The 13962-nt window shown below is 64.6% G+C and carries 16 protein-coding genes and 2 riboswitches; of the genes, 12 read left to right on the top strand and 4 right to left on the bottom strand.

The window, feature by feature from the left end; all coding sequences use genetic code 11:
* Positions 1 to 4: 4 nt before the first annotated feature.
* The 11 genes from SPHV1_RS04115 to SPHV1_RS04165 all read left to right on the top strand — a co-directional run bounded on the left by SPHV1_RS04115 (position 5) and on the right by SPHV1_RS04165 (position 11055).
* Entirely contained in the window at positions 5 to 1138 is a 1134-nt protein-coding gene (locus SPHV1_RS04115) for an NAD(P) transhydrogenase subunit alpha (RefSeq protein ID WP_054944789.1), read from the top strand.
* Between the two features lie 14 nt (positions 1139 to 1152).
* Complete coding sequence (locus SPHV1_RS04120) at positions 1153 to 1458, top strand: NAD(P) transhydrogenase subunit alpha (RefSeq protein WP_054944790.1); 306 nt, start codon at positions 1153 to 1155, stop codon at positions 1456 to 1458.
* A complete protein-coding gene (locus SPHV1_RS04125) occupies positions 1458 to 2882 on the top strand; it encodes an NAD(P)(+) transhydrogenase (Re/Si-specific) subunit beta (protein WP_054944791.1) in 1425 nt (474 codons plus the stop codon). The genes SPHV1_RS04120 and SPHV1_RS04125 overlap by 1 nt, the downstream gene beginning before the upstream one ends.
* 16 nt (positions 2883 to 2898) lie before the next feature.
* Complete coding sequence (locus SPHV1_RS04130; protein ID WP_054944792.1) at positions 2899 to 3216, top strand: hypothetical protein; 318 nt, start codon at positions 2899 to 2901, stop codon at positions 3214 to 3216.
* 50 nt (positions 3217 to 3266) lie between these two features.
* Entirely contained in the window at positions 3267 to 4427 is a 1161-nt protein-coding gene (locus tag SPHV1_RS04135) for a deoxyguanosinetriphosphate triphosphohydrolase (protein WP_054944793.1), read from the top strand.
* Complete coding sequence (locus SPHV1_RS04140; RefSeq protein ID WP_079729630.1) at positions 4420 to 5142, top strand: NAD(P)H-binding protein; 723 nt, start codon at positions 4420 to 4422, stop codon at positions 5140 to 5142. Before SPHV1_RS04135 ends, SPHV1_RS04140 begins: the two co-directional genes overlap by 8 nt.
* Positions 5143 to 5205: 63 nt before the next feature.
* Positions 5206 to 5319: riboswitch (glycine riboswitch) on the top strand.
* Positions 5320 to 5440: riboswitch (glycine riboswitch) on the top strand.
* Between the two features lie 48 nt (positions 5441 to 5488).
* Positions 5489 to 6634, top strand: a complete 1146-nt coding sequence (gcvT, locus tag SPHV1_RS04145) for a glycine cleavage system aminomethyltransferase GcvT (protein ID WP_054944794.1) — start codon at positions 5489 to 5491, stop codon at positions 6632 to 6634.
* Positions 6635 to 6647: 13 nt separating this feature from the next.
* A complete protein-coding gene (gene gcvH / locus SPHV1_RS04150) occupies positions 6648 to 7019 on the top strand; it encodes a glycine cleavage system protein GcvH (RefSeq protein ID WP_054944795.1) in 372 nt (123 codons plus the stop codon).
* 31 nt (positions 7020 to 7050) lie between these two features.
* Entirely contained in the window at positions 7051 to 8421 is a 1371-nt protein-coding gene (gcvPA, locus tag SPHV1_RS04155) for an aminomethyl-transferring glycine dehydrogenase subunit GcvPA (RefSeq protein WP_054944796.1), read from the top strand.
* Complete coding sequence (gcvPB, locus tag SPHV1_RS04160; protein WP_054944797.1) at positions 8418 to 10022, top strand: aminomethyl-transferring glycine dehydrogenase subunit GcvPB; 1605 nt, start codon at positions 8418 to 8420, stop codon at positions 10020 to 10022. Before gcvPA ends, gcvPB begins: the two co-directional genes overlap by 4 nt.
* Positions 10023 to 10047: 25 nt before the next feature.
* Positions 10048 to 11055, top strand: a complete 1008-nt coding sequence (locus SPHV1_RS04165) for a bile acid:sodium symporter family protein (RefSeq protein WP_054944798.1) — start codon at positions 10048 to 10050, stop codon at positions 11053 to 11055.
* A 4-nt stretch (positions 11056 to 11059) separates the two neighbouring features.
* On the opposite strand, the gene SPHV1_RS24275 is transcribed toward SPHV1_RS04165, so the two are convergent.
* From SPHV1_RS24275 to SPHV1_RS04175, 3 genes are all read right to left on the bottom strand, one after another.
* The gene (locus tag SPHV1_RS24275; RefSeq protein ID WP_079729625.1) at positions 11060 to 11188 is read right to left on the bottom strand and encodes an entericidin A/B family lipoprotein; all 129 of its coding nucleotides are present in this window, start codon (positions 11186 to 11188) and stop codon (positions 11060 to 11062) included.
* A gap of 165 nt (positions 11189 to 11353) precedes the next feature.
* Positions 11354 to 11485, bottom strand: coding sequence for an entericidin A/B family lipoprotein (locus SPHV1_RS04170; protein WP_054944799.1), 132 nt, complete (start codon positions 11483 to 11485; stop codon positions 11354 to 11356).
* 68 nt (positions 11486 to 11553) lie between these two features.
* Complete coding sequence (locus SPHV1_RS04175; protein ID WP_079729624.1) at positions 11554 to 12495, bottom strand: DMT family transporter; 942 nt, start codon at positions 12493 to 12495, stop codon at positions 11554 to 11556.
* Positions 12496 to 12541: 46 nt separating this feature from the next.
* On the opposite strand from SPHV1_RS04175, the gene SPHV1_RS04180 reads away from it, so the two are divergent.
* The gene (locus SPHV1_RS04180) at positions 12542 to 12751 is read left to right on the top strand and encodes a hypothetical protein (RefSeq protein WP_054944800.1); all 210 of its coding nucleotides are present in this window, start codon (positions 12542 to 12544) and stop codon (positions 12749 to 12751) included.
* A 72-nt stretch (positions 12752 to 12823) separates the two neighbouring features.
* Here the strand turns inward: SPHV1_RS04180 and SPHV1_RS04185 are convergent.
* A partial coding sequence (locus SPHV1_RS04185; protein ID WP_054944805.1) for a CpaF family protein occupies positions 12824 to 13962 on the bottom strand: 1139 nt, incomplete at its 5' end.

Genomic DNA, 13962 nt, shown 5'->3' on the forward strand with positions numbered 1-13962 from the left:
GACTGTGCCACAGAGCCAGCGGATCGCGGTCCTCAAAGAGACCGCGAGGGGGGAGACACGCGTTTCGGCATCGCCGGAGACCGTGAAAAAGCTCGTGGCACTCGGCGCCGAAGTGGCCGTCGAGGCCGGTGCGGGCGCTGTGGCCAGTTTTTCCGATGAGGAATTCCGGAACGCCGGGGCGCAAGTCGGCGCGGCGTCCGAAGTGCTGTCCGGCGCAGACATCGTCTTCGGTGTCCAGGGACCCGATCCGGCAGCGTTGAGCGGCGTCAAGCCGGGGGCATGGGTCGTTGCGATCATGGACCCGTTCGGTCAGCGCGAACGCGTCGATGCCTATGCGGCGGCGGGCCTGGAGGCGCTGTCGATGGAATTCATGCCGCGTATCACCCGTGCGCAGTCGATGGACGTGCTGTCCTCGCAGTCGAACCTGTCGGGCTACAAGGCGGTGATCGCCGCTGCCGATACCTATGGCCGCGCATTCCCGATGATGATGACGGCGGCCGGCACCGTCAGCGCCGCCAAGGTCTTCGTCATGGGCGTGGGCGTTGCCGGACTCCAGGCGATTGCCACGGCACGCCGCCTGGGTGCGCAGGTTTCGGCAACCGACGTGCGTGCCGCGACCAGGGAACAGATCCTCTCGCTGGGCGCCAAGCCGATCTTCGTAGAGAATGTCGCCGGGATCGAGGGTGAAGGCGCTGGCGGTTATGCGACCGAGATGTCGGAGGAATACCAGAAGGCGCAGGCCGAACTGGTATCCAGCCATATCGCCAAGCAGGACATCGTCATCACGACTGCGCTCATTCCCGGACGCGCTGCACCGCGGCTGATTTCCGATGTCCAGATCGCGACGATGAAGCCGGGCAGCGTCATCTTCGACCTCGCGGTCGCACAGGGTGGCAACGTCGAGGGTTCGGTGCCCGATCAGGTCGTCGAAAAGCACGGCGTGAAGATCATGGGCTATTCCAATACGCCTGCCCATCTCGCCGCAGACGCCTCGGCGCTCTACGCCCGCAACCTGTTCAATTTCCTCTCTGCCTTCTGGGACAAGGAGCAGGGAGGGCCCGTGCTCGACGAGGAAATCGGTGACGCAATCCGCCTGACGCAGGGTGGCAAGGTCGTCAATCCACGCCTACTGGCCTGAGGGGGGTCACGACGATGGACTTCATTTCGATCCTATCGATCTTCGTAATGGCCTGCTTCGTGGGCTACTACGTCGTCTGGTCGGTTACGCCGGCCCTGCACACGCCGCTGATGGCGGTGACCAATGCCATTTCCTCCGTGATCGTCGTCGGTGCGCTCGTCGCCAGCGCCGCCGCGGGAAGCCCGCTGGCCAAGTGGCTTGGGCTGGGCGCGGTCGTCCTTGCCAGCGTCAACATCTTCGGCGGCTTCGCGGTCACCGAACGCATGCTGGCCATGTACAAGAAGAAGGACAAGCCGGCAGTAAAGGGGGATAGCAAGTAATGGAAACCCATGCGGTAAACCCGTGGGTGGCCGTCGCCTACCTCGTTGCGGGCGTCTGCTTCATCCTCGCCCTTCGCGGCCTGTCTTCTCCGGCGACGTCCCGCAAGGGCAATCGCTACGGCATGTTCGGCATGCTCATCGCCGTCGTCACGACGCTGATGACGCACGAGATCGCCAGCCTGCCCGAGATCGTGGGCGCCATCGTCATTGGCGGCGGTGTCGGCTTCGTGATTGCCCGGCGCATCCAGATGACGGCGATGCCGCAGCTCGTTGCGGCATTCCACTCGCTCGTCGGTCTGGCCGCCGTGCTGGTGGCTGTGGCGGCCTTCCTCAATCCCGGCGCTTTCGGCATTCTCGGCGCTGACGGCAACATCCTGACCGTTAGCCGCGTCGAAATGGCGCTGGGCGCTGCCATCGGCGCCATCACCTTTTCCGGCTCGGTGATCGCCTTTGCCAAGCTCAACGGCAACATGTCGGGCGCACCGATCATGCTGCCCGCACGCCATGTCATCAACCTGGGCACTTTGATCCTCATTCTCGTGCTAACGGGCCTGTTCACCAATTCGGGGCAGGCCGGTCCGGGCGAAAATGTGCTGTTCTGGATCGTCGTTGCGCTGTCTTTCGCGATTGGCTTCCTGCTGATTATCCCGATCGGCGGCGCGGACATGCCGGTCGTCGTCTCGATGCTCAACTCGTATTCGGGCTGGGCCGCGGCGGCGATGGGCTTCACGCTGCACAACACCGCGATGATCATCACCGGCGCGCTCGTCGGTTCCTCGGGTGCGATCCTCTCGTACATCATGTGCAAGGCAATGAACCGTAGCTTCATCTCGGTGATTGCCGGCGGCTTCGGCGCCGATGCTGGCGGCGCTGGCGACGGCGGCACCAAGGAGCAGCGCCCGTGGAAGCGCGGTTCGGCCGAGGACGCGGCCTTCCTGATGAAGGAAGCCGAGAACGTCATCATCATCCCCGGTTACGGCATGGCCGTGGCTCAGGCCCAGCATGCCCTGCGCGAGATGGGCGACCTGCTCAAGGAACACGGCGTCAACGTGAAGTATGCGATCCACCCGGTCGCGGGGCGCATGCCCGGTCACATGAACGTGCTGCTTGCCGAAGCCAGCGTGCCTTACGATGAAGTCTTCGAACTCGAGGACATCAACAGCGAGTTCGCGCAGGCCGACGTGGCCTTCATCATCGGCGCCAACGACGTCGTCAACCCGGCGGCCAAGACCGACAAGTCCTCGCCGATCTACGGCATGCCGGTGTTCGACGTCGACAAGGCCAAGACGATTTTCTTCATCAAGCGCTCGATGGGCGGACAGGGCTATGCGGGCGTCGATAATGACGTTTTCTACATGGACCAGACCATGATGCTGCTCGCCGACGCGAAGAAGATGGTCGAAGAGATCGTCAAGGCGCTCTAGGCCAGGTCATCCCGTCATGATGAAATTGGTGAAGCGGACGCTGATGCTCGTGGGCCTTCTGGCTCTTCTGGTTGTGTCCGCTCACCTCTACGCAGGCTGGCGCGTGCGCGGGGCCTTGCTCGAAGCGGGCATGTCGGCCCGGGTGTCGACCTGCATGGCCAAACGCATGGTACGGCACTTGAGCTTCGTGCAATTGATGAAGCTGCAGGCGCTCGAAGGTGACAAGCCGACCCCGGGCGCGTGGTTGCGGGCGGTGCGCGAGGTGGACGACACGAAGGTCATTTTGGTCACGACGACCTCGGCGGCCTTGTGCAAGGTGGGGATTGCTCGCTAGGGCGGCGCAGACGATCCAGTTCCGACAGCCGATCCGGGAAAGACCTGCGCTTGACCCTTGCCCCCTATGCTTCGAACCCCGCCCATTCGCGCGGACGCGAATTTCCGATGGAGAACGCCGTGGCCCGCGGGCCACGCAGTGCATACCAGCGTGATCGCGACCGGATCATCCATTCGATCGCCTTTCGCCGCCTGCGCTACAAGACGCAGGTCTTCATCGCGCCGGACGGCGATCATTACCGGGTTCGCCTGACCCACAGCCTCGAGGTTGCGCAGATCGCGCGCGTGATTGCCCGCACGCTCGGGCTCGACGAGGACCTGACCGAGGCGCTGGCGCTGGCGCACGACATCGGCCACCCGCCATTCGGCCATGCCGGCGAAGAGGCGCTCGACAGCGCGCTCCATAAGGCCGGGGGCTTCGATCACAACGCGCATTGCCTGCGCACGCTGATGCGCATCGACAGTCCCTATTGCGAGCATGACGGGCTGAACCTGACATGGGAGACGCTCGAAGGCTTGGCCAAGCACAATGGCCCCGTGACCGAACCGAACTGGGCCCTGCGCGAACTGGACGCCGCTTACGGGCTGGAGCTTGGCACTTACGCCTCGCTGGAAGCGCAGGTCGCCGCTCTTTCCGACGACATCGCCTACGACAATCACGATATCGACGACGGCTTGCGGGCAGGCTTTCTCGATCTCGACGAACTGCTCGCGCATCCCTTCGTGGCCGAGCACTGGGCCGAAGTCGAGCGGCGCTATCCCGGGGTGCCGCGCGAGCGGCAACTGGCGGAACTGATCCGCAGCCAGATCGGCTTCATGGTCAATGACCTCATTGCAGAGACGCAGCAGCGCCTTGTCGGCGTGGGCAGCGTCGATGAAGTGCGCGGCGCGGATCGGGCGCTCGTCGCCTTTTCGCCGGGACTGGCCGAGGCCGAGCGTGCCTTCAAGCGCTTCATGTACGACAAGCTTTACTACCATCCCGAGCAGATCGAGACGGCTCGCCGCGCGCGCGCCGTGCTGGCCGAGCTCTACTCCGCCTATTCGCAGGAGCCGGTGCTGATGGAGGAGAGCTGGATCGATACGATGCCCCGGCACGAGCCCGAGCGCAGCCGTCACATTGCCGACTACATCGCCGGCATGACCGACCGTTACGCGATCACCTGTCATGCGCAGATCTATGGGCGCACGCCCGAGGGCCTGCGCAATGTCTGACCTGTTCGATGTGCTGAAGCGGGGCGAGGAGCCCTCGCTTCCGGCACATCGCATCTGCCTGGTCGGGGCGAGCGGGCTGATCGGTACGGCCGTTCTGGACGAGAGCGTGGGGCGCTCCGACATGCGCGTCGTCAGCGTCGCCCGCCGCGAATTCCCGCTGCCTCTGGGCGCGCGCACCGAAGTTCTCGTGGGATTGCCGGAAGATTGGTCGGCCCTCATCGGCGCGGCCCGGGCCGACGTCCTCGTCTGCGCGCTGGGCACCACGATCAAGGCCGCCGGAAGCCAGGCGGCTTTCCGGGCGGTGGACCACGATCTCGTCATCGAAGTTGCGCAGGCTGCGCGCACGGCCGGCATCGATCACATGATCGCGGTGTCTTCCGTCGGGGCCGACCGGACGAGCCGCAATTTCTACCTGCGCACCAAGGGCGAGACCGAGGAAGACCTGGGCAAGCTCGGCTTTCGCCGCCTCGATATCCTGAGGCCGGGTCTCTTGCGCGGGCATCGGGCCGATAAGCGCAAGCTGGAAGGCGCTGGCCAGATGCTGGCCCCCATCGCCGACATGCTGGTGCTCCACGGCAAGTGGAGGAAATACCGCTCGGTACGTGCCGCGACCGTGGCGCGGACGATCTTTGCGCTGGTGCAGGAGAGGGCCCAGGGCCGCTTCGTGCACGATTTCGACTCGATGCGGCGCGTCCTGCGGCGGGCAGGGGATTAATACTGCATCGCAGCGTGACGAGCGTTGACTTGCGCCTGAGCCTCTTTCAAGGGTGGTTGCGTCGCTGACAGCGCGGGAGAGACCTGCCGATTCGGCCCCTTGAGAGGGATCGATATGGCAGGCGCCGAAGGAGCAACCGCCCCGGAATCTCTCAGGCAAAAGGACCGCGCCGGTCGATAGTGACGCTCTGGAAAGTGCCCCGTCCGTTTCGGGCGTGGCCGCCGAAGGTGTAAGCCCGGATTCCCTGCTGAAGGGTGCCGGGGCAAAGCTCTCAGGCTTCCGTGACAGAGGGGGCACCTGAAAACGGTGTGCCATTGCTGTGCGGAGCTATGCCTTGAGCGAATTAGTGAATCCCCAAGACGACCAGGACCTCGAACCGATCGAGCCCTTGCTGCTGCCGCTTGATGCCTGGCATCGCGCGCAGGGTGGGCGCATGGTCGAGTTCGCCGGCTACATGATGCCCGTCCAGTACGAAGGCATCATGGCCGAACACCTCTGGACCCGCGAGAGCGCCGGACTGTTCGACGTCAGTCACATGGGTCAGCTCTACATCTGTCCCGCCGAAGATACCCCGGTCGATCTCGATGCGGCGCTCGAGGCGGCCCTGCCGATCGACCTTTCGACGCTCAAGACCGGCTCGGTGCGCTATTCGCTGCTGCTCGACGAGGAAGGCGGCATTCTGGATGACCTCATGGTCACCCGCTGGAACACCGGCTTCTATCTCGTCGTCAACGGTGCGACCAAGTGGGACGACATCGGTTCCTTGCGCGAACTGCTGCCCGACGAAGTGACGCTCAACCACCTCGACGAGAGCGCGCTCCTCGCGTTGCAGGGACCCAGGGCTTTCGCGGCGCTCGATCGGCACGCCAGGGGCGACACGCCGCTTTCGGCGCTCACCTTCATGAAGGGCGCAAGCTTCACACTGGGCGGTGTCGATGCCTGGATCAGCCGTTCCGGCTACACCGGCGAGGACGGCTTCGAGATATCCATTCCGGGCGAGGCAGCAGCGCAGGTCGCGGACCTGCTGTGCGGCGAACCGGAAGTGAAGCCCATCGGCCTTGGTGCGCGCGATTCGCTTCGGCTTGAAGCGGGGCTGCCACTCTACGGCCATGACATGTCGCCCGATCACGGCGCGGTCGAGGCCGGACTGATCTTCGGCGTCAACAAGCGCCGTCGCAGCGAAGGGGGCTTCCCCGGCGCCGAGCGCGTCCAGCGCGACCTGGCGCAAGGCACTGCCCGCAAGCGCATCGGTCTGTCCCTCCATGGGCGTCAGGCGGCCCGCGAAGGCGCCAAGGTCCTTGCCGGCGATACCGAGGTCGGCGTGGTGACGTCGGGCGGCTTCTCGCCCTCGCTGCAGCACCCGATCGCCATGGCTTACGTCGATGCGGCCCATGCCGCCGACGGCACGGCCCTTTCCATTGATATCCGCGGCAAGCGGCTCGACGCCAAGGTCGTGCCGATGCCCTTCGTCCAACATCGCTACCATCGCTGAGGAGCTTGCCCAGATGACCCGTTATTTTACCGAAGACCACGAATGGATCGAAGTCGAAGGCGACACCGGCACGGTCGGGATCACCGACTATGCGCAGGGCCAGCTCGGCGACATCACTTTCGTCGAACTGCCGGACGCCGGTGCCACTGTCGCCAAGGGCGATTCCGTTTCGGTCGTCGATTCCGTCAAGGCGGCCTCGGACGTCTACACGCCGGTTTCGGGCACTGTTGCCGATGCCAATGCCGCGCTCGCCGATGAGCCGGAACTGGTCAACACCGATGCCGAGAAGGGTGGCTGGCTGTTCCGCATCACCCTGTCCGATCCTGCCGAGCTCGAAGGTCTCATGGATGAGACCGCGTACAAGGCATTTGTCGAAACCCTCTGATTCTCAATCGAATCGTACGGAGTAACGCCCCTTGCGCTACCTGCCCCTGACCGATGCCGATCGCGCCGCCATGCTGGACGTGATCGGCGCCGCCTCGGTCGACGATCTCTTCATCGACGTGCCCGCCGAGGCGCGGCTTTCCGGCCCGGTCGAGGGGCTGCCCATGCATGCCAGCGAAATGGCCGTGGAACGGCACATGAGCGCGCTGGCGGGCAAGAACCTCAGCGCCGGTTCGGTGCCGTTCTTCCTTGGGGCAGGGGCCTATCGCCACCATGTGCCGGCTTCGGTCGACCACATCATCCAGCGCGGTGAGTTCCTGACGGCCTACACGCCGTACCAGCCGGAAATCGCGCAAGGCACGTTGCAGGTGCTCTTCGAGTTCCAGACCCAGGTTGCGCGCCTGTTCGGGACCGACATTGCCAACGCCTCGATGTACGATGGTTCGACCGCGTGCTGGGAAGCGATCCTGATGGCGGCGCGCATCACCCGCAAGGATCGGGCGATCCTCTCCGGTGGCCTGCACCCGCACTACGGCGAAGTGGTGCGCACCATGGCCAAGTTCACCGAGGACGAGATCGCCTCGCTCCCCTGCGATCTCAAGGGTGAGCCTGACGATGCCGCGGTGATCGCGGCGATCGACGACAAGACCTCGTGCGTCGTCGTCCAGTATCCCGATATCCTCGGCCGCGTCCCGGACCTCGCGGCGATTTCCGAAGCGGCCCATGCCAAGGGCGCGCTGGTGATCGCCGTCGTGACCGAGCCCGTTGCGCTGGGCATGATCGAGGCGCCGGGCAATCTGGGCGCCGACATCGTCGTGGGCGAAGGACAGTCGCTGGGCGTCGGTCTGCAGTTCGGCGGACCTTACCTCGGCCTGTTCGGCTGCCGCGAGAAATTCGTGCGCCAGATGCCGGGCCGCCTCTGCGGTGAGACTGTCGATGCCGAGGGCAAGCGCGGTTTCGTGCTGACGCTTTCGACCCGCGAACAGCATATTCGCCGCGAGAAGGCGACGAGCAATATCTGCACGAATTCCGGGCTTTGCGCTCTGGCCTTCAGCATTCACCTGACCCTGCTTGGCGGCGGTGGCCTGGCCCAGTTGGCGGCCGTGAACCATGCCCGCACGCAGGCAGTGGTCGAGCGCCTGACGCAGATCCCCGGCGTCTCGCTCCTCAACGATGCCTATTTCAACGAGGTCACGCTGGTCCTGCCCGGTGATGCGCGCGAAGTGCTGCGCGAACTGGCCGACCGCAAGGTGTTGGGCGGTGTCTCTCTCGGCCGCCTGTTCCCGGCCCAGGAAGACCTGCACAAGGGCCTGCTGGTCGCGGCGACCGAGGCGACCACCGACGAAGACATCGAGACGCTTGCCATTGAACTGGCAGCGGTTCTGGAAGGAGTGCCGGCATGAGCGGCGTGAACGCGGCGGGCTGGCGTCCGACCATGGGCGAGGCTGGTGAAGCCTCGGAGAAATTCGTAACTTCCAGCGGCGATTACGGGCTGATGCTCGAGGAGCCGCTGAGCTTCGAACTGGGCGCGGAAGGCAAGTGCGGCGTCGATATCGATACGCCCGACCGCGCGCCCGCGGCGGGCCTGTCTAAGTTCCTGCGCAAGGCTGCACCGGACCTGCCCGGCCTCACCGAGCCGGAAACGGTGCGGCACTATACGCGTCTGTCGCGTCAGAACTACGCGATCGACCTCGGGCCGTTCCCGCTCGGTTCGTGCACGATGAAGCACAACCCACGCCTCAACGAGAAGATGGCGCGCCTGCCGGGCTTTGCCGATGTCCACCCGCTGCAGCCGCAAAAGTCGGTCGAGGGTGCGCTCGAAGTGATCGAGCAGCTTGCCGACTGGCTGATCACGCTGACCGGGATGGCTTCGGTGGCGATGAGCCCCAAGGCCGGTGCGCATGGCGAACTGTGCGGCCTGCTGTGCATCCGCGCTGCGCTCGACGCGCGCGGTGAGAAGCGCGACATCGTGCTCGTTCCGGAAAGCGCCCACGGGACCAACCCGGCGACGGCGGCTTTTGCCGGTTTCAAGGTACAGTCGATCCCTGCAACGCCCGCCGGCCGCGTCGACCTCGAGGCGCTCAAGGCGAAGCTCGGACCCAACGTGGCGGGGGTGATGATCACCAACCCGAACACCTGCGGCCTGTTCGAACCGGACATGAAGGCGATTGCCGATGCCGTCCATGAGGCGGGCGGATATGTCTATTGCGACGGCGCGAACTTCAACGCGATCGTCGGCAAGGTGCGCCCGGGCGACCTTGGCGTCGATGCCATGCACATCAACCTGCACAAGACCTTCTCGACGCCCCACGGTGGCGGGGGGCCGGGTGCCGGTCCGGTCGTCCTGTCAGAAGCGCTGGCGCCCTTCGCGCCGCTGCCGTTCGTGACCCGTGGGCCTGACGGGGGCATTCATCTCGTCGAGGAAGAGAACCGGGGCGAGGGCCATGGCCGCGCTTTCGGACGAATGGTCGCCTTCCACGGCCAGATGGGCATGTTCACCCGTGCGCTGACTTACATCCTCAGCCATGGTGCCGATGGACTGCGCCGGGTTGCCGAGGACGCGGTGCTCAACGCCAACTACGTCCTGCGTTCGTGCGAGGACCTGCTGCCGGCACCGTTCGCCAAGAGCGGCCCTTGCATGCACGAGGCGCTGTTCAGTGATGCGGGCCTTGCCGATGGCTTCTCGACGCTCGACATCGCCAAGGGGCTGATCGACGAGGGTTTCCACCCGATGACGGTCTATTTCCCGCTGGTGGTCAAGGGGGCGATGCTGGTCGAGCCGACCGAGACCGAGAGCAAGGCCGGACTCGACCGCTTCATCGGTTCGCTGCGCAGTCTGGCTAAGCGGGCGAAGGCGGGCGACGATAGCCTGCACTCCGCACCGCACTTTGCACCGCGTCGCCGTCTTGACGAGACGCAGGCAGCGCGTAAGCCCGTCCTCGTGTGGCAGGGTGCACCGGGTGAGCCGGGACAGCCCTCGCTAAGCGAGATTGGCGGGAGCTGACCCGCCCGACGGGGGGATTTGACGGATGATGGATCGGGTGACGAGGCTTTTCGCCTTGTGGACCGTGCTGGGCGTAACCTGGGCGTGGTTCATGCCCGATCACTTCATCTGGGTGGCCGACGGGCGTCTTGCGCCTTTCGGCCAGCCCCTGATCAGCGTCATGCTCGGCGTTATCATGCTGGGCATGGGTATCACCCTCAGCTTCGATGACTTCCGCAGGGTCCTGGCAATGCCGTCGCAGGTCCTTGCGGGGGTCGTCCTGCAGTTCACGATCATGCCGCTCGCCGGCTTCGCCGTAGCCTGGGCCTTCGGATTGGAGGCGGGGCTTGCCGTCGGGCTGATCCTCGTGGCCTGCTGCCCGGGCGGTACCGCGTCGAATGTCGTGTGTTACCTCGCCCGGGCCAACGTGGCGCTGTCGGTGACGATGACGATGGTCTCGACACTGGTGGCCATTGTCATGACTCCGTTGCTGACGGGCTGGCTGGCCGGAGTCTTCATCGAGATCGACCGCTGGAACCTGTTCAGGGGCATGATGACGGTGGTGCTGTTGCCGGTGATCGTCGGGGTCCTGATGAACCGCTACCTGCCGCGCGTGACGAAAGCGGCCAGCGCGGTGTCACCGGTCATTTCGGTACTTTTCGTCGTACTGATCGTGGCGGCCATCATCGCCCGCTCGAAGCCGCTGATCGAGGCCCATGCGAATATCCTGCTGGCCGCGGTCTTTACCCTGCACGCGGCGGGGTTCGGGCTTGGATATGTCTTGAGCCGACTGCTGGGCCTCAGCGAAGCGTCCGCGCGAACCATCAGTGTGGAAGTGGGAATGCAGAACAGCGGGCTGGGCGCGAGCCTGGCTTCGACGCCTGCTTTCATGCGGCAGTTCGCAAATCCGTTGCAGGCCGCGCTTGCACCTGTCCCCGCGGCCATTTCCGCCGTGCTGCATGTTTTGATCGGCAGTTTCCTGGCCTCGTTGTGGAGCCGCAGGCCAGGACACGATACTGCCGTTGTACCGCCCGAGGCGACGGTCGAGGCCTGAGGCCTCAGGTGGCCTTGTCGACCGTGTTGGCGGCGGATTCGAGATCTTGGCCGACACCGCGAACCGTGTTGCAGGCCGCTGCGCCAAGGACGACAGTGCCAGCCAGAAGGGTAAGTACGAGCTTCCTGATCATTTCTGTTTCCTGTTGAACGGGCATGCCTTCCGGTCGTCCGGGACCCGCTGAATCAGGATTTAGGCAGTACTGCTGCGGAAAGGAAGATCTCGCGTGTCATCGTGAACACACGGACAGAACCGCTCGACTTGCGGGCGGCCCTGCGCGTGCATGGAGCGATCGGCGTCAATTGATCGCGTCGTCGCCGGCCTGGCCGACCGATTCGATGTCGCGGCCCGCGCCCTTTACGGTGTTGCAGGCGGTTGCAGTGAAGAGGATGCCGCTTGCGGCAAGTGCGAGAACGAGTTTCTTGACCATCGGTAATTCCCTTTCAGCATTCAAGCGATCCCGGGCCCGGGTTGATCAAGGGAACTCCCGGTGGGCGCTCATGTTCCCCGGGATCTTGCCGATGCCTGCTCGATGGAGCCTTCGTCGAGTGCAGATGTCGCGGAAATGTTGCGCGCCAGGACGTGTTCGCGCCAAGTGATGATGATCCCGGCCGTGATGATGACGGGCGCCCCCAGCCAGGTCGCAGTCGGCGGAAGATCGGCGAAGATCAGCCAGCCCCAGGTCGTCGACCAGATGAGTGATGTGTAATCCATGACGACGACAGTGGCGACCTGTCCGTAGCGTAGCGAAGTCGTCATCAGCGTCTGTGCCAAGGTTCCGGCGGCGCCGGTACCCACCAGCAGAAGCCAGACGCGAGGCTCGTGAGGCTGGCTGTAGAAGGGCAGCAGCGCGGCCGTGATCAGGGCGCCGAACATCGCGAACCAGAACACGCAGGCAATCGGGGCATCCGTGCGTGCAAGGTCGCGGATCTGGAAGCTGACGGTGGCGACGACAACTCCCGCACCAAGGCCGAACACCAGACCCATGGGCGGGATATCCGAGCTGCCGGGCTGGGCGATGATCAGGACGCCGGCAAATCCCAGTGCGACAGCTGTCCAGCGCCACTTGCCGACCGTCTGGTGCAAAACAAGGGCAGTGATCAGAACTGCGAACAGCGGGCCGGTGAACCCGAGAGTGGTGGCGACCGGAAGCGGCAGCAGCACGGCGGCGCCGACGTTGCAGACAAGACCCATCGTCCCGATCACCGATCTCGTGGCATGGGCTTTCAATCGTCGCGTCGCGAGCAGCCGGAGGCGTCCGGTCGCAAAGAGCCAGCCGAGCAGGAGAGGAACGCTCATGGCCTGCCGCCAGAAGATCGTCTCGGGCATCGAAACGCCGTTCTCACCGAGCAGCTTCATGAACATGAACATCGTCGAGAGCATGGACATGGCGGCCAGTCGCAGCGCGATGGCCAGGAGGGGGCGCTCAGCTTGGTGCACGGATAAGCGCTTTAACTCTCAGCCACGGCGAGGCAAGGGGCAGGGCATGGATGATTCGATGCGTTTTCTTGCAACCGCAGGCGCGCTTGCTGCACTCCTCGCCTTCGTCGCGTGGATCGGAGACCGCCGTCGGATGAAGCGGCGCAATCTCGACAGCGTCGGTTTCATGCCGTGGACGACGATCTTCTTCTGGTCGCTGCTGGCGGCCGTGCTGCTGCTCGGCATTTCCGGGAGGGCATGGCTCGGCGTGAACTAGGGGCATGCGAAACGACCCCGCCCTGCAGGAGAGCGAGGCCGCTTCAATGTTTCGAAGGTCCGTTCCGACCGGTTAGAGGCACGCTTCCAGATAGGCCTGGTCGAAGCCGAACTGGCGCGCCTTTTCCAGCGTATAGGGGCGCAGGCCCGAGGCGCGGAATTCGCCGAGGATCTTGCCGTCCTCGGTCTCGTCCAGGTACTCGAACTTGAAGAGTTCCTGGGTGACGATCACGTCGCCTTCCATGCCGATCACTTCGGTAATGTTGGTGGTGCGGCGCGAACCGTCGCGAAGGCGCTTCACCTGTACGATCAGGTCGACCGATTCGGCGATCTGGCGGCTGATGGCTTCCTTGGGGATCTTGATGTCGCCCATCAGGATCATGTTTTCCATACGGCCAAGGCACTCGCGCGGAGAGTTCGCGTGGAGCGTACACATCGAGCCGTCATGGCCGGTGTTCATGGCGGCGAGCAGGTCGAAGCACTCGGCGCCGCGAATTTCGCCCAGGATGATGCGGTCCGGACGCATACGCAGGGCGTTCTTGACGAGATCGCCGATGGTGATAGCGCCCTGACCTTCAAGGTTCGGCGGTCGGGTTTCGAGCGGCAGCCAGTGGGGCTGCTGCAGGCGAAGTTCGGCCGCGTCCTCGATCGTCAGCACGCGTTCGCCGGGGTCGATCATCTTCGACAGGGCATTGAGCATCGTCGTCTTGCCTGAGCCGGTGCCGCCCGAGATGACCACGTTCATGCGGCAGGCGCCGGCGATCTTGAGCGCGGTGGCCATCTTCTCGCTCATCGAACCGAAGTCCTTGAGCATGTCGATGGTGATCGGCTTCTCGGAGAACTTGCGGATCGAGATGGCAGTGCCGCGCAGGCTGAGCGGCGGCACGATGACGTTGACGCGGCTGCCGTCCTTGAGGCGGGCGTCGGCCAGCGGCGTGGTCTGGTCGACGCGGCGCCCGACCTGGTTGACGATGCGCTGGGCGATCTGGAACAGGTGCTGCTCGTCTCGGAACTTGGTCTGGGCGAGCTGCAGCTTGCCTTTCTTTTCGATGTAGGTCTGGTTCGGACCGTTGACCATGATGTCCGAGACGTCGGGATCGTTGAGCAATTCCTCGAGCGGACCGAAGCCGAGCAGTTCGTCGATCAGCACCTTCTCGAGCGCGAACTGCTCGCGGCGGTTGAAGGGGATCTTGAGCTCGGCAAGCACCCCGA

It is taken from the genome of Novosphingobium sp. KN65.2, from assembly GCF_001368935.1.
Taxonomy (GTDB): domain Bacteria; phylum Pseudomonadota; class Alphaproteobacteria; order Sphingomonadales; family Sphingomonadaceae; genus Novosphingobium; species Novosphingobium mathurense.